Consider the following 20,124-nt stretch of genomic DNA (forward strand, 5'->3'; position numbering starts at 1 on the left):
ATCTCCGCTTGTTCGAAGGCGTGCTGCTGCTGGGCGTCGCGCCCATCAGGCAAGTACCAGTACCCGTAATCTTCCAGCTGCCGACGCTTCTCTCCTGCGATGCACCAGTGGCTCATCTCTAGTAATCTCATGACCACATATGTACATACATAACCCATTGATTAACAAAGACCAATAACTCCAGCTTGTAAACCAGAAAATATCATTAGAAATGTACAAAACGGCGATAAAATTTTGCTTTTGTACATTTTCACGATCTAGCCCACATAAAGACACTATGTACCTCAGACGTTTTGAAAGCCTGCGTCAGAGTAACAGGTATTTTACCAAGAACCCGGCACCGACCCTATGCTAGCCTATGCCCTAAGCACTCGAAAGCTTTAATGTATGATCGCCCTTCTTGTAGAAAGGACCGACAACGTAATCGGTTTTATCTAACGCCGGATCAATCATAGAAGTGGTGAAAATAAGTTGATAACCGTCGGTCAGTTGATCGCAAGCAGCAACTATTACCCGTTGGAAGTTTTGGCTTCGCTCTTCAGTCATTCCCTTATCTTCCACGTTATCCAGCATCAAAAATCTCGGAAGCCTGGCCTGGCTATCTCCAACGCAATGAATAAAGATGGCCATCCTGATGGCGTTCTTCATAATTGTCATTGAACTGGCCGAGAATTTTGAACGTCCATTGACATACATTTTATCCTTGCCAAAGTCGAGCGTAACTTCCTCCACATTTTCGAAGACGCTCTCGTAACCACCATCCTCCCTGATAATAGACGCGGCAATCTCTTCGATATGAGAATAGACCTCCAGGTAACGGTTCTTATTAGCGGCTTCTATTTGCTCAAGCCTTTCGTTTAGGTCACTGATTGTCTCATTTATGGTCTGTTTTTTATCCACAAGTGCGGCAATCTGATCCACCATCTCGCGCTTATCATTTAATGCAACGATCTGGCTTCTGCGGTATCCGATCTCGATACCGATTTGTGAAAGCGCCGCATCTACATTATCAGCTGTCGAACTCAGCGAAAGGTATTCTTTCTTTAAGGTGCCAACGTCTCTTCGTATCGAGCTGAGGGTAGAATTGATTGAACTCAGCTTCTCATGAAACATCTCTACGAGCTTTTCACTTTCCTTTATCTGAAAGTTTATCTCGTTTGACATTTGAATATATGAATAATGCCTTTCGGTACTAGCCAGATCAGATTTGCACAATGTGCAATGACCTTCCTCGGTATGATCCTCCAGAGGTGACAGACAAGCGGGACAATATTTGAATACCAGCTCGCCAACTTCAGAATTCGCCAGCCTGGATTGCTCAAGAGACTTCATACGAGAGTGAAGCGAGTTAATATAAAGACTGGTATCGACCAACTCTGTAGATATTTCCTCTTTAGTTTCTTTCAGATCGTATTCTTTAGAGGAAAGCTCTTCAAGCTTATCGCTTATCTCAATAACACGCCCTTTTATATCGTCATTAAGAGCTTCAGCGTTTTGCTTTCTGATATCTTTACGGTCATTTTCCAGAGCTCCAATTTGCTTTTCAAGCTCTCCTATTTCATTATCGATTTGCTCTGATCGTAAGATCGCATTATCAGAGCCAACAAAGCGATATATCGCTTTCAGCTCTGAATTTACGCTATCAAATTCAGAATTGGCCTTAATAAGCTCCTGGCGCAAATTATGTGCTTCAAGATCATCAATGCCAAGCAAATATTCGCCAATTGCCCGCCTCATAGAAGCGTTATCATACTTCTTGTCTTCTTTGAGAAGCTTTGTCGTCTCGGACAATTGGTCTACATACATCAGACGCAATATCTGGTGCATGGTTAAATTCTTGCTTTCATCGGTTTTATGCGATGGCAAGCCCAGAAGATTGAAAATTTCTTGCGAATAGCTGTGTGTATCTGCGCTTCGTGCATAAGGGAACCTGAACCAGTTACTGCCTGCTGACAAAGCGGCATCAATAGTCCCTTCAAAAATGTACATAGCACTTTTTCCAGACGAGACGATCTCCCTTTTAAAGCTAAAGGGTTTATAGTTAATAAGAACTTCAACAAGAGTTTCATCACACCGCTCCTGCTCGTCTGTCCAATCACTCAACTCCGCACCGAGCGCAAAGTAGAGCAAATCCATGATAGTGGACTTACCGGTTCCGTTGTCACCCCTGATGATGTTGACACCAAGCTGGAACGGCTGGTCGTAAACAAACCCTCCAGATTTTAAAACGCAAAATCTTTTAATCTGAAGAAACGGTCTCACGCTATTCCTGTGACTTCTATCCATCGTATCGATACTCCATCAGTTGAGACCTGGCCTTTAATCCATTCTTACCCTCGAAATCGATAAGAGGCAGCTCATTGACAACACATCGGAACCATTCCTGATCTGCTGTATTATCTGTTTTTATCGCTTCGCGTATCCTCTCCGGAATCTCGTTATCTGATCTCGCCACAATCCGATCCTTGAATGTCTCAGGACAAACGAGGCCCTTTGCCATAAGGTTCTGTATACTGGTATTCTGGATCGCCTCCAGCTCGAAGAAGATACGCTTATCGTTCTGCATAGCTTCATAAGCTTCCGGCAGCGCCTTCAAAATCTTTCTGTAAGCCCTCAAAGAGGTGGGAAACGGGTCAATTCTCTTTAAAAGATGGGGGAACAAGACATAGTAATCCATCATTCGAAAGACATCCCATTCGAAGCTTTCAATATCGCTTGACTCCAGAACAAGAAGCATCCTATAGATACAGTGATTTATGTCGTATGCGGGATGGTAGATAAGCATTACTTCCCCCAAATCAAATGGCATTTTCCTGTCAGGAAATACAACATTCCGGCAACCAGGTTGGATGTTACCGAACTGTTATATCCAACAACCGACTGATACACAGGCTCGATAATACACTCATGCACTGCGGCATCCACTTCGGCTTTTGACCTACCATCTAAAATCAAAGGCCTTATTTTTTGGTTAAACGTCGTATCTATCATCGCAAGAACATGTGCATAAACATGTTGCTCTACGAGTGACAACTGCTTCTTGGCAAGAAATCTTTCGAACTTATTCTTCAGATATACAGCATTATCAATTAAATCATCACGCCCGCCGTTCTCCAGCTTCTTTTCAACCCCGATGATTTCTCTATCAGGTCTGTTTGTCGTATATTCGGCAAGCTCCTCGATTATCTCCTCGATTTGAGGATTATCTATAATGCTCGCCTGGATAGCCGCAATCGCCTTTTCTAATGGCAACAAGGCTGCTTCATTGACGTATTTATTACCCTGAACAACATCATTGAAATGACTTCTGGAAATATTTGCCTTATTGGTCATTATCTTTCCTTGAGTTCACGGTCTTGTTCCCCATGACAAAATCGCCATCGATTTTAGACCTGTTAATAATGACCTTATTGCCCTGCGGGGTATGTTCAGGCGAGTTAACACCCGCCTTCTTGGTATCCCGATACACCAGAATTGCTGTTATCAGAGCAATAAATAAGCAAGAGACCAGGATCACAGCAAGAACGAAAAGCTTGTCGCTTCCGAACAACGCGATAACGTCCTCACGAAAGACGAAATTCATGAAAGTCCAAAGGAGAAGCCCGACAACTCCGACAGGCCCTGTAACCTTTATTGCTGTGTTCCAAATCTTATCCATGCCCATTAGCTCAATCCATGTATCCCATCATTCCATCGACATCAGTGGCCTTGATGTATCTGGCCGGTACTTCGATGCCGGAAGCGATCTCTTCGAAATGCTTCTCGCCACATTTGATCTTTGCGCCTTCGGCGTGGCGCAAGTCACCCCACCATGTACTGCCCTTGGTCTCGACAACGAAGTATAGTTTTTCTTCGCCCTCGTCATCTACAACAACGGCCCAGTCCGGATTGTAGGTTCCGAGCGGGGTCGGCACCTTGAACCAGGATGGTAGCTTGGCGTACACCTTGACCTTCTCGTTCTTCTCCAGGTCCTCCGCAAAGGTCTTCTCGACACCGGCAGAGTCATAGACAACATGGGTGTAGACAGACTTCTGCGTTTCCAGCGTGTTCTTCAGGTAGCCTTTCAGCTCTTTCTGCTGGAATAACTCCTGGGCGTAGAAGTGCTCTCCCCCGATCTTCCGGTACTTGATCCCGTCCACAAGAGCCAAGCGCTTGGTCCGGTTGATGGACTCCGAACAGTAATCGATAAATTGCTGAGGGTTACGTTTGAAATCCTCCAGCCGCATGCTGTCACGAAGGATTTGGACAATGCTTTTACGGGTGAGCTGGGTCTTGTCCTGCAAATCGGTAATGATGTCCGGCAGCTCGATATCATCTTCATGGAGCGTGGTGTAACCGGACGCCGAAGTCTCATCGGCTGTCACACCACCCTTTCCGATGGCTATACCGGCCTTCCGGAACTGTGCCCGCGTCTTCGTGATCGGCGGGCAATCGCGAATGGCCTCGGCACAATCGGCTATCAGCTTGTCGTTGTCGAACTCGACGCGATAGGTGGTCTTATACTTGATCCGTTCCCAGAGTGCCTTGAACTCTTCACTTTGAAGGACGGCCTCGCGGGTTCGGATAACGCGCCGTTCATCGGCATTCTTGATGTCCAGCTTACCGGCAAGCTTACGAAGCACGGCCTGCACATCAACGGCAATGGCCCCGGCCTGCTCATCGCCGTGAAGATCGGTAAGCTCCTGCTTGATCTCGTCAGGCAGCGAAAACGAACCGTCTTTGATGGCGGTTCGCAAGGTATCCTGGACCTTCCCCTTCCCATCGACGAAGCCCTCGTCTTTGAGAAACTTCCATATCTTCTCGGATTGCTCGACACCGAGGTTGGAGACCTGGCCTTTGTCGTCAACGGTCTTGATCGTGGCGAACTGATGCTGCTCGACAATACCGAAGCGGATGCCAGTATCCTCCTCGATCTCTTTCTGGAGGTTATCGGCGAACTGTTCGTAGTCTTCTGTGGCAATGACGGTCAATGTATTGATGTCGTTACCGCGAAGACGCAAGCCTTCCTGATTGACGCACAGGCGCAAACCGCGCCCCAGCGTTTGCCGTCTTTCCCGCTCGCTGCCCATGTCCCGGAGGGTGCATATCTGGAAGACGTTGGGGTTGTCCCAGCCTTCTTTCAGCGCCGAATGGGAGAAGATGAACTTCAGTTTGGTATCAAAGGACAGGAGCTTTTCCTTGTCCTTCATAATCAGGTTATAGGCACGCTCCGCATTGTCCCTGTTGGACTGATTGTTTTCGGCAGTATCGACAGACTTGCCTTTCTTATCGATGGAGAAGTAGCCTTCATGCACCTCTGCCGCATCCGTATCAAGGTCGATCTCGGCAAAGAGGCTCTGGTAGTCTGCTGACTTCGCCAGCTTCCGGTACTCCTCCTCGAACATTTTGGCGTACTTAGCTTTAACCGGATTGCCGTCTGCGTCGTACTGCCGGTAATGCTCGACACTATCGATAAAGAACAGGCTCAGGACCTTGATCGGCTGCTTGTTAGCCGCAAAAGTCAGTTCCTTATCAAGATGTTCCTTGATCGTCCGGCGGATCATCATGCGCTTTACCGCATCCGGATCAACGCCACCAATTGCATCATCCGGCCTCAAGACTTCATCAAATCCATCACCTTTGACCTCGATGGACTCATTGTCTTTGCCGCACGTAATCGTGCCGATCTGCATATTTTCATAGATCGCCCGATTAGCGATCTGCTCCAGGTCGTCGCCGTCTTCGACCGTCAGAATGTCACGGCGGATATTCTTGCCGCGCTGAACATCGATCTCGATCTTAGCCGTGATCGACCCCTTCCTGTTATGGGTCGAGACCAGGCGAACATAGGGCTTGTTATGCCCTCCGTCGATCTCAAGAGAGGCAACTTCGATCTGCTTCACCAGGCCGCGCTCATAGGCATCCACGGCGTCGAGGCGATACGTCATGTGATGTTTATCAACGTGTGTTGCCGAATAGCGCAAGGTACAGAGCGGGCTCATCAAGCTAAGGGCTTCTTTCCCCTTGCCGGTCAGGCCCCCGTCAACGCTCTGTGGCTCATCGACGATGATGATCGGGTTGGTCGCGCGCACCAGATCAATCGGCTTTTCACCGCCGGTATTCTCGTTTTCCTTATAGAGGTTGTTTACCTCTTTCTTGTTAATGGCCCCAACGGTTGTGACCATGATCTGGATGTTCGAACTGGTCGCGAAGTTGCGTACCTGTCCCAGCTTCGATGAATTGTACTGGAAGTACTCGTACCCCTTCGCTTTCGGGTAGAGCCCTTCAAAGTGCTCCTGCGTGATCTGGAGTGTTTTATAAACACCTTCCTTGATCGCCACCGACGGAACAACAATCACGAACTTGGAAAAGCCATAGTTCTTATTGAGCTCGAATATCGTCCGGAGATAGACGTAGGTCTTACCAGTCCCTGTCTCCATCTCGACAGTAAAGTCGCCACTCGCCAGGCTCTCCGATGGACGAAGGCCGTTAGCGAGCTGGATAGCCTTCAGGTTCTCCAGAATCTCATCATCAATCAGTTTTAGGCGGTTACCGATACCCAGGGAACTTTCATCAAAGCCCAGTGAAGCCTGCGACCCGGACTCAGTCCGATACGTAACCGTAAACTCGGACCGGGATATCTCCTGCCCCTTGAACAAGCCAACCACTGACTCAACAGCGGATTGCTGGTAATCCAGATCGTCTTCAAAATGCAGCTTCATAAAAACTCTCCTTACAAGCTGCGAACATGGCTGATGCCATTCTGCTCAAGAATGGCGGCCATGTTGGTTTTTGAAACGTCATCACGGAACGCACTGTCGCGGAAGAAGACGTGAGTCTCGGAACTAGGCGATAGCTCCGAATGCCAATCCAGAATGCCTTGCGCTATGTCTTCCACTTGCTCACTGCTTATCTCTTCATCCAGACAAGCAAAGAGCACACCGTAACCGATGGAATAGATGTTATTTCCGCCAAATTCGCGGCTTTCTATCCGAACGGCTAAGTCTACACCGCGCTTCAGGAGCAGTTCGTAAAGAATATCGTGCTCAGTTCTACCCTCAACGATATGATCAATATTAGCAAGCAAACTTTCATCTAAGTCAGAAGCGTCTGGGTTCCATATTTTTATATTTGACTGAGACAACTTGAAAACTTTATAACCAAAGTCTCCATCCCATAATGGACTATCCGATTTAATCTTATTCGCTGCCAGTCGAACTCGCTCAACACCTATATCAAAGATGTTTTTGTAATCATCGCGACCAGTTGGTTCGGGAAGCTGGACCATAATATAGCGTCTATTCCCTTGATCTGAATTATTTGTTTTTAATACAGCATGAGCTGTAGTTGCCGAACCAGAGAAAAAGTCTAGGATTATGTCACCTGTATTTTTACTGGTCGATACTTGCAGCATACGTTCAATCAGCCTCGTTGGCTTAGGAGTAGAAAATGGCTCTCCCTCACCAAAAAGCTCTAGTATTTCTTTTTTAGCTTCTTGATTATTTCCGGTATCTTCATGCCGCCACCATGTGTCGGGCACTATTCCACCTTGAACTTCTGTCAAAAAAACTTTCTCTCGGGGTGGACTATCCCCCTCTGCACCAAACCAAATACGATTATCATTTTTTAACCGATCATACTTTTCAGGCAAGCCATTCCAATGCCTACCGGCTGGAGGCATTACTTCACGCCCGGAGGGCAACATAATTTTATATCTATATGGAGCTCTCTTTTTTTCGTTTTCACTTTGTACTGAAAATGAAACGCTCTGCCATGCTCCTCTTGGATCATTGTCAGGGTTTTTAAATGCCTGGAGTTGTTTGTCCGAACGCGGCAAAAGGTTTCTCACCCAAAGCTCAATGTTCTTAGTATAAACCAAGACGTGATCATGACTACCAGAGATCAATGCTTTATTCTTTTTTGCAAAAACTTTTTGCCAAGCAACACATGAAACGAAATTTTCTTCTCCAAATATTTCGTCACAAATTTGTTTCAATACGCTCTGCTCGTTATCATCAATCGTGATGAACAAAACACCATTCTGGGATAACAGATTTTTGGCAATTTTCAGCCTTGGAAACATCATGTTTAACCAATTAGTATGCTTCCTTCCTGTAGTCTCCCTCCCGCTATCACTAACGACCCAGTCACCTTCTTCTGACTTTTGACCTGTGTACTTTAGGTACGTATCTAATCCTTCTGAGTATTTATCAGGATATATAAAATCATTATCAGAGTTATAAGGCGGATCGATAAAAATCATCTTAACCTTGTTCGCGTAGCTCTTCTGGAGAAGCTTCAACACTTCAAGATTATCGCCCTCGATAAACAAGTTCTGAGTCGTATCCCAGTCCACACTTTCTTCCGGGCAAGGTAGCAATGTGCCTGTAGAAGGAGTCAGTGCGATCTGTCTGGCTTTCTTCTTACCATGCCAGTTAAGTCCGTATTTTTCTTCGCCTTCATCCAGAACGGCAGCATCACCAAGCAACTGACGAAGGGTATCGAAATTTATACCGCCTTCAGAGAAGGCATCAGGGAAAAGCTCTTTCAGCCTTTCAATATTCTCTGAGACCACGTCCAGGCTTTGTCCATCCTCAAATTTAACTTGTTCCATCATGCTACCTTTTTAAAAATCGTATAAATTCGGTTAGATTAAAGACTGCCTTTAATAGCGGACATCTGGTCTTTAATCTGTTTAATCTTTGTATTGAGCTCTACCTGACGCCCCATCTGCTTTTCTTTCTTCAGCTTATTGGCAAGCTCCGCTTTTTTAAACTCAAGCCGCTCCAGCTCTTTAAGCTTTCCAAGTCTATCAACCGGCTGCGCTTTACCGTCACCTTCCAACATGAAAGAGCCACTGTGTTCTGCACAGTTTATGGCTATAACACGCTCGGTAAATGATTTGTAGAATTCCCAAAAATTTTTAAAGGAAAGGTTGTTGATAGATAGACTTTGTAGAAAAGCCGCCTCTTCATCTGTTTGTTCTTTTAAGCTTATCCAGTCCGTAAAAACGATATCTTCAATGACCCATTTTTCCTTATCGGCCTGGTTTATCCGCTTATCGGCAAGGCTGATAGAAAGACAGTCTTTCCCTTCGATATTGTCGGAAAAGATCAATACCAGAGGATATGGAATAGAGCGCTGTATAAAACCGGCAATACGCTTCATCCGTGCACGGCTGTTGAGATCAACCAGTAATACAGCGACCTCTTCATATTCGCGGTCGGAATCCTTATATGCCGGTATATTGATCGTGCCGGGCTTGAAGGTATACAGCCAGCGGATTTTGCTTACATCATCTTTCAGGCAGGCTTTGTCGGTTGCGTCCAATGATCCCATATCAAGGAACATCTTCTTGTAAACCGGCTTGTTAAGCTGGCAGGACGCCGGAACCTGCAAGCTGCCCAGAAAATCTTCGAGGTTATGAATATCCATTTCTTCCCCTGACTAATCGAGAAGTACGAGATAGGAAACGACAGCAAAGTCTTCTATTCCCTGACTACTGGTGGCGGTCAGCACTGTTCCGCCTTTAGCAAATAGGCTTTGAACACCTTTTTCTTCGCTCTTACCGGCAATGCTGTCCACGGCAACGGCCAGCAAGTGCTGATAATGCTCCATGTCGGCCCCGTTTTTAGTGACCGCGGTGAGCTCTTTGGCTGCCACTTCATCAACATCATGGGCCATAAAGGCCTGACGCTTCATCAAATCCAGCACTTTTTTACTCTGGGTAAAATTAAGCCGGATGTCTGCATCATCGGTGACATAGACCAGAAAATACGGTGATAACGGATAGTTATCATCCACCTGGACAGCTTCGCGCCCTGTTCTGATGTTCTTCAGGCAGAAGACGAGACCCGGCTTAAGGCCATCCGCTTTCAGCTCCTCATCAAGCTTGATCGCGGCAAACAGTCCAAGGGGAGCTTTCTCAAGGTTCTGCTTTTCAGTCTTGAGGTAATCCGACAAGTCCATGCGGAAGCCGTTAAGCGTCAGGTCGGTGATGGAGACACCGCCCGTCATGTCTTCCAGATCAACCACCGTATCCTTGAGCTGTTGCAACTGTTTACGACGATACTCCAGATCGTTCATTTCCTTGGCGTTTTCGTCAATGACGTTTTCTTCACCCGTGGCGGAGATATCGAGAAGCACCATGCGCCCTGAGACCCTGGCCTCCAGGTTGATATACTCGTCGAGCTCCATATTCGGCCAGAAGTTGATAAGCTGGATTTGGGTGTTCTTTGATCCCAGCCTGTCAACACGGCCAAAACGCTGGATAATCCGGACGGGGTTCCAGTGGATGTCGTAGTTTATAAGGCTATCGCAATCCTGTAGGTTCTGGCCTTCGCTGATACAGTCCGTTGCGATCAGCAGGTCGATTTCCTGCGTCGCATCAGGATCAATTTTGGCGCGCTCCTTTGATACCGGCGAGAAGGCCGTCAGAAGGTTATTCAGGTCCGATCCAAGCCCGCTTAGTGTCGCCTTGTTCGTTCCTGTACCCGTTATCAATGCGCTGTGGATACCAAGCTCTTTCGACGCCCAACCGGAAAGATGGGCGTATAGGTACTGCGCGGTATCGGCAAAGGCAGTAAAAATGATGACTTTCTTGTTGCCGGGGTTAAGCGGATTCTCGGCCTTTCTGGCAATGGTCGTTTTGAGTTTCTCTAACTTAGCGTCCCTATCCGCCGTCACCTGCTTGGCGTGTTCAAGGATGCTTTCGAGCAATAGATGATCCGCTTCGAGCTCTTGCCTGAAGCGGATGAGGTCCATGTCCTGCAACAGCACTTTGGTTTTATTGCCAATCAGGAATGGCTCGAACTCAGGACTGTCCATTTCGATGTCCTGAATATCCTCGATGTTCAGGGCATCAACATCACCTTGCTCATGCTCATCGAGCTTGCCGAGCAGCGCATCGACCTGGACGAGAAGCTTTTCGACGGTCAGGGAGAAGGAATGGATCGAGCTCTCCATGCGCTTCAACAGGTTTACCCGCATCAAGTGGATCAGGCTTTCTTCACGGTCGATTTGCTTGAAGACGCCCTTACCCCCGCCTACAGCCTTATCGTAACGGCGCGCATACTCTTCCTTCTTGTCGTTACGAACAAACTTAAGGGGCGAGTATCCGGCCAGAGATAGCCGCCGGATGGTCTTGTTGACCTCTTTCAGTGGAGGGAAAGCATTGGACAGGTCGATATCCGCATAGATATTGACCGGCTTCAGCCGCGTCGGGAATTTCCCGATATCGGATGTGCCGTAGTATTTCTCGATGTGCTTACGCGAACGGGCAATCGTGACAACATCCAGCAGCTTGAAGTAATCAAAGCTCATGCTGTCCAGCAAGGTGGCTGTCGTGCGGTTTTCCACAGGCTCATTGAGCCACGAGTTGAACTGACGCTGGGCAAGCCGCAACGTGCTTTCGATGTTCTTGATCCCGACACCCTGAAAGGCGTCGTCCTGGCCTTCGGTGATAAAAGCGATCTGGTTCTTCAGATCGTTCATCCGGTTGTTGACCGGCGTGGCCGACAACATCAGAACTTTGGTTTTGACACCAGACCGAATTATGTCGTCCAGCAATCGCTCGTAGCGAGTCTTGCCTTCGGCCTTGTTCGGGTTGTTCCTGAAGTTATGCGACTCATCGATGACGATGAGGTCGTAGTTACTCCAGTTCAGGGTTTCGAGATTGATCTCCCCTGAATATCCCTTCAAGCGGCTGAGATCGGTGTGATTCAGTACATCGTAGTTGAACCGGTCACCGGCAAGCAGGTTCCGCTTGTCATTGATGGTGTACATTGTCCAGTTGTCGCGCAGCTTCTTGGGACAAAGCACCAGTACACGGTCGTTGCGGAGTTCGTAGTATTTGATAACGGCCAGGGCTTCAAACGTCTTACCAAGGCCGACACTGTCGGCGATGATGCAGCCGTTGTGCTTTTCAAGCTTGTCGATAGCTCCCAGCACACCATCTTTCTGGAACTTGTAAAGCTTGTTCCAGACGGTCGTGTCCTTGAAGCCGGTTTTGCTTTTGATGATGTTTTCTTCATCAATATCTTCCAAGAAATCCTTGAAGATGTTGTAGAGCGTCAGAAAATATATGAAATCTGCTGGCTGGTCCGCTGCGATGAAGTCCAGTTGCCAGATCAAATCGGCCTTGATGTCCTTTACTGCCGTCTCGTCAGTCCAGATCGAATTAAACCAGCCTAGAAGCTGCTGGCTTGTCTCAGGATCGCTGATCCCTGTATTCATCTGAAAGCGGTCGGACTGTACCTCACCTAAACCAACGGGACTGAATGTGGCACTACCATGCACTGCAAAATCCGGCTCATAGGGACTCTGTATATGGAATAGGTTTTGATTGCCCTGATTCAGGCTATGAGAAGCTTTGACTTCAACCTTATCCGATAACCACTTAGCGCATTCCTTGGCGATACGCTTCTGATCCAGCTTATTGGTAAGCCGCAACTCTTTTTTGGAGCCAATGAGGGATTGCAGGTTCGAATGGGGCCAGTCAGTTAGCAACAGACGGACATTCGATATCTTTGAAAGCTCTTTCTTGAGGGCAGAAAAGCCATAAAGCGTGAATAACGCAGACAGCACGGACAGTTTCGAGCCTTCATAGGCGTGAGCTTTGAGCTCTGTGCCCACATAGCCGCTATTCTTGTTATCCAATAACATGGTCCGCCTCCCTACTTCTTGTGACCGACTTTGCTTTCTTCAATCCAGGCATCGATATCGGATTGCTTGAAGCGCCAGCTTCCTCCTACTTTGAACCCCGGCAACTTACCCTCAGCCGCCAACCGGTAGGCTGTCTTCTCCGTCAACTTGAGGAAGTCAGCGACCTCCTTTATGGTCAATATTTGTTCAGCCATTGCTTCCCTCGCCTTAGAGAATTTAGAGAATATGAGAAAAATTAGGATAATTGCAACCAAATAGCCGAAGTGAAGTGTGATGGTACTAACCTATAGTCAGCTACTGAAAGCGAGAGGAAATCCCCTCTCCAGAGCTGCACGAGCTATAGTGCAGCCATCAGGAGGACAGGATGAGCGAAGACAACCCGATCAAGCGATGCCCCCAGCGCAAGGCCTGCAGGTTGATGCTTTACAAATATAAGCGCCAAGGCCCACTGCTATGACAATGCATGTGCCGAGAGCCCCTGTCATAGCCTCAAGGTCGATGCGATCCATGGGGAAGAGGCCATGCGACGGCAGGTATTCAAGTGCATTGAACTAGATTACAACCGGCAGCGCCAACACAGTGCCACCGGGATGATCAGCCCACAAGCCTTCGAGGCTCGAATGATCGTTAAAGCCGGTGTCCACCAATACTGGGAAAGATCAGATCTCGTCATCTACAACACCCAATGCCCCCACCAAGGGTGCAACATGAAAGAGGAGGCCCTATACCGTGCCCGAGAAAGAGTTTATCCCAACGAAACGGAATAAGATAATGTTGAGAACCAATTTCAGACAAGCATTAGCGGACCATTAGCATTTGCATATTTTTTTAGTTCAAATAAAGCTTTTTTTGCGGTAGGAGGCGGATTTGTCATCATCTCTCGATATGCCACATCCATGTTTTTCAGGAAGTCTTCCGACGGGGGACTCCCTGAAAAGTCATCCAAACTTGGCGAGAATCTTAAACCTACAATTTCGCACATGGCCTTCTCTAATCCTTGGGGCCTGGCCTCAACGATCTCGAATCGTGACTGCTCTTCCGCAGTTCTTCCGCATGGAGAATACCAAAAACCGAAATCATCTATTCTTCGCCGCCTATCACCCGCTAAGCAATAATGCGAAACCTCATGCAGCAAACTTCTCGGATAGTTACTTCTAAAATAAATTATTGCATCTTTATTTTCTTTAGGTGCTAAATAAAACGGTTCCCCTGCACCCCCTATTATTTTCAGGTCGTGGAAAACACCTGAAAATGCGCATATCAAATACTGGCAGCACTCATCATCACTAACAATCATTTATAAACTCCTGACAACAAATAACTCATCGGATAACAACAAAAACACTTAGAGAAAAATCAATAAATTTCGATATTCAAACCGAAAGTTCAGCGAATATTATCACCTACATCTTATTTGGCATCCGAATAAGTCTGACCTGATTATTCTCGACCAAACCTGTCTCAAGCTCAAAATTACGCCGAACGACGTTTAAATATTCGGCCATCAAAAGATCATATTCTTTCTTGAGCTGATTGTATTCATCTCTTGCTTTTTTCTTGAGTTCTTTTTGCTTTTCAATTCTATCAACAACACTAGGGGCTTCAAAACCACCTTCTTTACGAGCAGCTTCAGCATCTGCTATAGCATCACAAAGCAATGGATAACGTTCATAACGCACATACCCTTTACCTCGCCCAGCTTCACGACCCACAGCGTCTTTAGTGAACTTAAACCGAGACGATCTTGTATCAACAACCTCAGTTTTTCCACTCTTTAATCGTTCAAGGGCATCCCAATATTGTTGCTCTGCTTCGCTACGAGCTCTCACGAGACCTCCGTGGATTCAACCAAATTCTGCAAGAAAATATCAATTTGCCTAACATTCGCCTCATACTCCTGGCGGGCACGCTTGGGGATGTCTCCGACTAGCTCCGCCTCGTAAAACTCCTTCGTTTGCTCCAAGGCAACCTTCGATCCAGGTAGGAACACGGCATTTTCACAGCTAATACATGCGGAAGCCAGAACGCCAGCTCCTTTGTTACAGGGCTTCACCGACATACACCCTCCTACCAAAGTAGGACGATAACGAATCTTCCCATTTTTTACAGCCTGCTTTGTTGTTTTACGACTCTCTAAAAAATCAGGTAACTGACCCTTAGCTTGCTGCGCTCTTAACTTTTTTCCCGCACTACCTGCCAATGGCTGACCATTATCTAATAGATGGAAGAGGTCATCTGCTTCAGCACGGGCCTTCGCCTCAGCCCACTCAGCACGTAAAGCTTTAACTTCAAGTTCATCCCCAAGTATATTTATAGCTCTTGAGCTTGAGTTGGAATAATATGCAGTCATCACCATACTAATGTGCTTAAGCTGAGATTTTAGAACTGGATATGATACCCGCCCACTCGCAGCAGCATAAACCGCCATTGATCGCCTGAACTGGTGAAACGTTAGAGGCCATGTTTTGCCTGCGCTAATACAGTTTGGTACACTTTCACCATACAAAAACCAACTTATTTCGTTTACGTCTTGTTCAGTAATCCGAAGTTCATCTTTGTAAAGGTCTCCGAAGGAAGAACCTCCATTAAATGAAGTTGCGGTATAACGAAACCGGGGATGGGGTTTTCCCTTTTTTCCATGCTCAACTGATAAGAATAGAGGTATTTCTTGTTCATTTTCATCTACTACCGCCCTGTCATCTGACCAGGATAGAGCACCATTCGCAATGATCCTGGCCACTTCAAATGCAGGTTCTACTACCGAACTAGTAACCCACTTTGTAAAACGCGGCGCTCCATTATCCTCGAGTTTTGTTGTCGACGACCAAACAACGGGAATATCGCCATTATCAGTACTTAGGTTTTTTAAACCATTGAGAGGTATAGACAACAACTCACTCTTTCGCATTCCAGTAAAAGCAGCAATCATAATTGCGCAACGAATCTGCCAACGACCCAAATTCTCTACAATACCTGCCCAGCTTTCGCTTTTTGAAATTCCCGCATCACAGAGCTCTTTAAGGGCGGAGGCCACTCTCCCATCCTCTCGAGCCAATTTATTCCATTGAATTCCTAATCGAGCGGCTTGATTACTTGTAAGTGGGCTAGCTTCAAGCTTTCTATCCAGACTCACCGCCCTGTCTCTAGCAAGAGCGCGAATCTTAAATAGAAAATTTATAGCATCTTTTTTTTCAATAAATAGATCTAAATCCTCAATCGTACTTTTTAGTAAGTCCTGATAAATTTTCGATGGAATAAGAAGTGTCTGAAATGTGTCGCCTGTTTCCGGGAACTGCCTTCTAAATCTTTTTAACCGATTTAAAAATTCCACAGATGGCGTCAATTCTCCCCAAAACCAACTGTTACCAAGCGCAGTCGCTGTATCTGTGAAACGTTGAACCTTAGCAAGCAATATCCCTATCTGCTTGTCTGACGATCCACAACCAATCAAAAAGTCAACTGCATTGGGTGTAGAGAATACGTTCTTCAGCGGAATACCACTATCAGCGCAATAACAAACCAAATGTGCCATTGCCACCAAATCGCCATTAAGCTTTGACATTGAGCACCCGCCGACGACACCAACCCAATGAATAGCAATAGTTTTAAGGAACATAATTGCACTAGAAACATCTACATGTTTGGGCTCATTCGCCTCCATGCCAGAAAGAACACTCTCAATTTTCGTCCTAAAATTTATTGTTTTCATCGATGTGCTTGTTGCACTGTAATCCCAAATATCATCTCGAAATCTAGAAAGAGGATTTCCATCTCTGGCAATGGTAACTACCATTCCATCATCGAGTATGGGTTTTAGTGCTTCCTTAGGTGGAATTACCTCCTGTGCAGAGGAATTTCGCGACATTAATCTTTCCATAATTAATGCTCTATTGACAACTCATTATATCGGGCCGATAGCGCTTGGATTTGCCTACTCCAGTGCACATTATACTTACCCATCTCAATCTCCTCCTCCACTTTGCGAAGTACTTCTTCAGAGCATTCGTCCTTTTCTGACACAAATGCTACAATCTCTTCTATTCTGAAAAGCGCGGGTTGCACAACGGCCTCGTAATGTTCTGGATCATTTCTAATTAATGAGGTGATACGCAACGCCTCCCGAAGGCTTAGAATTTTATGAATATCTTCAAAATCCGGATGAATTGCAAAATGCGCACAAAAGAGGCAGCTTTCAAACGTTCCGCAAGCAGGGTCTGGGGCTTCAGCATTAAAACCTTCTCGCTTTAACGGTGCGTTTCCATCTATGTTAGAGCAAGATCCCGCAGCAATTCTTTCAGTCCTACATTCACTCGCAAAGTTCACCGAAATGGGTTCTTCTGTTTCCCTATTAAACATCCTAACTTTAGAACTCATCGCTTCATGAAAACCATTCATCTCAACAGCTTGCGACTCCAAATCAATAGATGTGTAAGACTTTGCAGTTGTAGCAATCGAGTTATTTAGCTTTTTCGCCACCAAGGAAATTTTTCCTTGTGATTTTCTAATAAAATATTCACCGGATAGCTGCCTTACATCTCTTGACGAAATCATTGCAATACCTTTAAACAACGGTGATTCCCTTATAAGCCAAGTGCCGCTTCCTCTTTCCAGTCGTTTCAAAGACCGATCTTCGCCAATTTTCACAAATAGATAATCACCGACATTCCCAGAAAGGCCTAGACTTTCAACCCACTCTCTTAGTTTTAGGTATTTTAGTAACTCTTTCTTCAGTTTACTTGGAGCCAAAAACTCAACGGATCTTCCTGCACGAAACTTATGCTTTTTTGCAAATGAACTAGAACCAATCGCGCTTAAATCTATATCTGATATTTTTAGATCGAGAGAAGTTTGGACATTAGCCGCTGTAAACCCCAGATAAACTTGAAAGAAACAAAAAACACTCAAGTTGTACGCATAAACCTTTTGAAAATTTAATTTCCCTGCCTTCCACTCATTTCTATTGAAAATAAGAGTCCTGTCATAGAACCCTTTTTTTCCTTGAGAAATGCTTTTGCTTTTGAAATTCCTAGAGATAATATTCTCAATTTCTTTCTTAGGAAGTGGATTACCATTTACATCGAAACAATTTGGTAAACTTTTTAAAGTAGTCCCCCTTGGCGAATGCCAATAAAGGTCCTTGTCAATAGAATTTGGCGGTGTCACTCGAACAGGATATTTATTATCTAGAATAGCATCAGAAAATTGACTGAAATAGACAGCGCACGCACGCAAGTAATCCTGCCCATCTTTAAGATTGATAGCTCTATCATCCGGCTCTATTTTTAATTTTCTATATCGATGTTTAGGAATATATTCAAGGATTTCATTACTCGAAAGTTGCAACCCCCACTGAATAAAGCTTCTAGCGGAATTTAAACGCCCATTTAATGCTGCTGCCCCCAGTGCTGACGCACCACTCATGCGCGTTCGTTGGTCAAGAACTATATGATAACGTTTATATTCATTCACCAACTCAGATAGCGTAGTTGGCTTCACCCCCTCATTAAAATCGCAAAACTGAAAAAAATATCTTATATAATGCAGCCTTCCACGCAAGGTTTCATCACGCCATCCCTTGCGGAAAGCGCAATCCAAATAATTCCTTAGCCAATGCACTCTCTCTGACGATAGAGAATCAGTACTAACCAATCCAAATGAGTGATGCTTACCCCCAGACGAACGTCCGGAGTCTTCATCTCGCTCTAAATAGCAGATCCTGCCGATGTCTACCTTATAGAATAAACCGTCTGCCCTAACCCCTTTCACAACAACTGCTTGGGGTGGATAGAGCTTAGGTGGATTTTGAGGGTCTACTTCGATCGTAGGTCGAGCGGTGAATGACTTACTCATCACCACCCTCCGGATAAATTATCGAACCAAACTCCTCTTGGATGTTATTGAACTCAGATAGCTCTGCATCGAAATTCAAATACAATTCTGTAGTTTTAATATCACTGTGATTTAAACGCTGTCTGACATGATCAAATATCTTAGAATCAGGGTAACCTTTTCTCCTCAACGCCCGCACAACGTTCATCCCCATCGTAGCCCTGAGGTCATGAAAAGAGAAATCGTTAAAACCGGGCTCATCTTTTTGGATACGTGCAACAAATCTTCCCAACTCATTTCTAAGCGACTGACCGTTCTTGGGAACCATCAACGGCGCATTAATATTCCATGCAGCCATCGGGTCTTGGCGATCCAGAACTTCTCGCTGAGCTGTTAAATATGGATTCCCATCACGGGTTAAAAACACATAGTTTTCATCTGTTTCAAAATAAAAACTATTCTCTCGACTTCGCCTCTTTTCTGCACGCTCACAATAAACATACGTCATTAAATCGTTAATAAGCTTGCGTCGAAAAATAAGCCTATTTAGCTGCCCTCCTTTCGTATCTGCCTTGTATCGTTGGCCCGCGTTTATAACAACATTATCCATAGAGGGGGATGCCTCTAGCTCTTCAAATGCCCGTTTAATGCAACCAATACTCAATGTGCATACAGTTTGTTGTCTGGCACCTGTTTCGAGAGCAACTCGAATCATTAATTCAAGCTCTATAGATGCGAAATTTTTTCTAAACCCTTCGCCAATAATCCTCTGCTCTTCTGGCGTTAAAGGGCGCAAACTTCCACCATCTCTGAGCTTCCCTAGTTGAGGGATCGGACGTCTACTACTCTTAATTCTGAGGTCATTTGTGACAGCCTGAATACTACGAACCAAACCCACACGATTGGTCGTCAAAACTGTCTTTCTGATGGGCGTGAATGGCTCATTCTCCATGCTAGCCTCTGCCACAAGCGACTCATAACGAATGTTTGTGTAAAAATGAGCAACGCTGGAAAGAATATTATTGATATGTTCAGCGCTGAATTCATGATCATTTATAGCCTGTTTCATAAAAACGCTGAATTTTTGCGGCGCACGCTCATAGTATTTCTTGGGCAGGTCAAGAAAGTGTTGCCCTGTGTCTTCGAGGTATTGCAGGTAGTATTTCAAATGTGTCGCTCGAGCGGTGAGCGTTTTCATATTCGAGAGGCTAGGCTTTTCAAGCTGCCCCAGCAAATAAGCGTTTCCTATATCCCAAGGTAATCCATCAGACTGAAGAATAACCGGCATTTTTGGGAAATAGCCGACGTCCTCTAAACAAGAAAAGAGGTATTCATATTCACGGTCGTCTTCCCCCTTCGACCACACCAATCGGCCTTTATGAAAATGACTTAGATGAATGACCCTAGCTTTTGAACTGAATAATTTATTGAGAGTGGCTTTCATGTCCACGGTGTCCTATCAAGATGTACACCATGCGAGCATGAGTTTCTTAGCATGTCAACCTTTAAAGAGATGCCTGGATTTCGTGCAGTGCACTAGCAAAAAAGCCGCGCGCAAAAATCACCTGATGATAAGGTGTTTCAGATGTAGCTGGGCGATATAGGGGTTCATCGCCACCTTTGATTAAGCGCGTCTGATAACGTGCTAGAAAC

Annotated in this window: 15 protein-coding genes and 2 pseudogenes; 1 reads left to right on the plus strand and 16 read right to left on the minus strand. The window is 45.7% G+C overall.

Translation table 11 applies throughout. The annotated features are described in order from the left end of the window. The 10 genes from ACN0UY_RS11520 to mads1 form a co-directional block, all read right to left on the minus strand. Window positions 1-158, minus strand: a 158-nt coding sequence (locus tag ACN0UY_RS11520; RefSeq protein WP_417667272.1) for an elongation factor P hydroxylase, incomplete at its 3' end; no start/stop codon positions are given. 205 nt (window positions 159-363) lie between these two features. Beyond that, on the minus strand, window positions 364-2,262 hold the full coding sequence (locus ACN0UY_RS11525; RefSeq protein WP_417667244.1) for an AAA family ATPase: 1,899 nt from the start codon (window positions 2,260-2,262) through the stop codon (window positions 364-366). Window positions 2,263-2,278: 16 nt separating this feature from the next. Next, entirely contained in the window at window positions 2,279-2,809 is a 531-nt protein-coding gene (locus ACN0UY_RS11530; protein WP_417667246.1) for an ABC-three component system middle component 5, read from the minus strand. After that, entirely contained in the window at window positions 2,785-3,333 is a 549-nt protein-coding gene (locus ACN0UY_RS11535; protein WP_417667248.1) for an ABC-three component system protein, read from the minus strand. The genes ACN0UY_RS11530 and ACN0UY_RS11535 overlap by 25 nt, the downstream gene beginning before the upstream one ends. Next, window positions 3,323-3,658, minus strand: a complete 336-nt coding sequence (locus ACN0UY_RS11540) for a hypothetical protein (protein ID WP_417667250.1) — start codon at window positions 3,656-3,658, stop codon at window positions 3,323-3,325. The genes ACN0UY_RS11535 and ACN0UY_RS11540 overlap by 11 nt, the downstream gene beginning before the upstream one ends. Before the next feature lie 10 nt (window positions 3,659-3,668). After that, window positions 3,669-6,701: a type III restriction-modification system endonuclease gene (locus ACN0UY_RS11545; protein ID WP_417667252.1), complete on the minus strand. Its 3,033-nt coding sequence runs from the start codon at window positions 6,699-6,701 to the stop codon at window positions 3,669-3,671. Between the two features lie 11 nt (window positions 6,702-6,712). Next, window positions 6,713-8,596, minus strand: a complete 1,884-nt coding sequence (locus ACN0UY_RS11550) for a site-specific DNA-methyltransferase (protein WP_417667254.1) — start codon at window positions 8,594-8,596, stop codon at window positions 6,713-6,715. A gap of 35 nt (window positions 8,597-8,631) precedes the next feature. After that, window positions 8,632-9,414: a DUF4391 domain-containing protein gene (locus ACN0UY_RS11555; RefSeq protein ID WP_417667256.1), complete on the minus strand. Its 783-nt coding sequence runs from the start codon at window positions 9,412-9,414 to the stop codon at window positions 8,632-8,634. Between the two features lie 12 nt (window positions 9,415-9,426). Then, window positions 9,427-12,642, minus strand: coding sequence for a helicase-related protein (locus ACN0UY_RS11560; protein ID WP_417667258.1), 3,216 nt, complete (start codon window positions 12,640-12,642; stop codon window positions 9,427-9,429). 11 nt (window positions 12,643-12,653) lie between these two features. Beyond that, entirely contained in the window at window positions 12,654-12,836 is a 183-nt protein-coding gene (gene mads1 / locus ACN0UY_RS11565) for a methylation-associated defense system helix-turn-helix domain-containing protein MAD1 (RefSeq protein ID WP_417667260.1), read from the minus strand. A gap of 234 nt (window positions 12,837-13,070) precedes the next feature. Between mads1 and ACN0UY_RS11570 the strand changes: the two are divergent. Continuing rightward, a pseudogene (locus ACN0UY_RS11570) lies at window positions 13,071-13,265 on the plus strand (IS3 family transposase); the annotation flags it as partial. 164 nt (window positions 13,266-13,429) lie between these two features. On the opposite strand, the gene ACN0UY_RS11575 reads toward ACN0UY_RS11570, so the two are convergent. The 6 genes and pseudogenes from ACN0UY_RS11575 to ACN0UY_RS11600 form a co-directional block, all read right to left on the minus strand. Next, the gene (locus tag ACN0UY_RS11575) at window positions 13,430-13,939 is read right to left on the minus strand and encodes an elongation factor P hydroxylase (RefSeq protein ID WP_417667262.1); all 510 of its coding nucleotides are present in this window, start codon (window positions 13,937-13,939) and stop codon (window positions 13,430-13,432) included. Window positions 13,940-14,045: 106 nt separating this feature from the next. After that, the gene (locus tag ACN0UY_RS11580) at window positions 14,046-14,471 is read right to left on the minus strand and encodes a hypothetical protein (protein WP_417667264.1); all 426 of its coding nucleotides are present in this window, start codon (window positions 14,469-14,471) and stop codon (window positions 14,046-14,048) included. After that, entirely contained in the window at window positions 14,468-16,507 is a 2,040-nt protein-coding gene (locus ACN0UY_RS11585) for a hypothetical protein (RefSeq protein WP_417667266.1), read from the minus strand. The genes ACN0UY_RS11580 and ACN0UY_RS11585 overlap by 4 nt, the downstream gene beginning before the upstream one ends. A 14-nt stretch (window positions 16,508-16,521) precedes the next feature. Further along, a complete protein-coding gene (locus ACN0UY_RS11590) occupies window positions 16,522-18,492 on the minus strand; it encodes a hypothetical protein (protein WP_417667268.1) in 1,971 nt (656 codons plus the stop codon). Continuing rightward, on the minus strand, window positions 18,485-19,915 hold the full coding sequence (locus ACN0UY_RS11595) for a hypothetical protein (protein WP_417667270.1): 1,431 nt from the start codon (window positions 19,913-19,915) through the stop codon (window positions 18,485-18,487). Before ACN0UY_RS11595 ends, ACN0UY_RS11590 begins: the two co-directional genes overlap by 8 nt. A gap of 76 nt (window positions 19,916-19,991) precedes the next feature. Next, window positions 19,992-20,124, minus strand: a pseudogene (locus ACN0UY_RS11600) (elongation factor P hydroxylase); the annotation flags it as partial.

The sequence above is a fragment of the Pseudidiomarina sp. genome (assembly GCF_048268165.1).
Lineage (GTDB): Bacteria > Pseudomonadota > Gammaproteobacteria > Enterobacterales > Alteromonadaceae > Pseudidiomarina.

Bases quoted from the DNA above. Each gene is read 5' to 3' on its own strand.
- ACN0UY_RS11595 (WP_417667270.1), bottom strand. From the start codon at position 19,915: ATGAAAGCCACTCTCAATAAATTATTCAGTTCAAAAGCTAGGGTCATT.
- ACN0UY_RS11545 (WP_417667252.1), bottom strand. From the start codon at position 6,701: ATGAAGCTGCATTTTGAAGACGATCTGGATTACCAGCAATCCGCTGTT.
- ACN0UY_RS11585 (WP_417667266.1), bottom strand. From the start codon at position 16,507: ATGTCGCGAAATTCCTCTGCACAGGAGGTAATTCCACCTAAGGAAGCA.
- ACN0UY_RS11530 (WP_417667246.1), bottom strand. From the start codon at position 2,809: ATGCCATTTGATTTGGGGGAAGTAATGCTTATCTACCATCCCGCATAC.
- ACN0UY_RS11535 (WP_417667248.1), bottom strand. From the start codon at position 3,333: ATGACCAATAAGGCAAATATTTCCAGAAGTCATTTCAATGATGTTGTT.
- ACN0UY_RS11590 (WP_417667268.1), bottom strand. From the start codon at position 18,492: ATGAGTAAGTCATTCACCGCTCGACCTACGATCGAAGTAGACCCTCAA.
- mads1 (WP_417667260.1), bottom strand. From the start codon at position 12,836: ATGGCTGAACAAATATTGACCATAAAGGAGGTCGCTGACTTCCTCAAG.
- ACN0UY_RS11550 (WP_417667254.1), bottom strand. From the start codon at position 8,596: ATGATGGAACAAGTTAAATTTGAGGATGGACAAAGCCTGGACGTGGTC.
- ACN0UY_RS11540 (WP_417667250.1), bottom strand. From the start codon at position 3,658: ATGGATAAGATTTGGAACACAGCAATAAAGGTTACAGGGCCTGTCGGA.
- ACN0UY_RS11560 (WP_417667258.1), bottom strand. From the start codon at position 12,642: ATGTTATTGGATAACAAGAATAGCGGCTATGTGGGCACAGAGCTCAAA.
- ACN0UY_RS11575 (WP_417667262.1), bottom strand. From the start codon at position 13,939: ATGATTGTTAGTGATGATGAGTGCTGCCAGTATTTGATATGCGCATTT.
- ACN0UY_RS11555 (WP_417667256.1), bottom strand. From the start codon at position 9,414: ATGGATATTCATAACCTCGAAGATTTTCTGGGCAGCTTGCAGGTTCCG.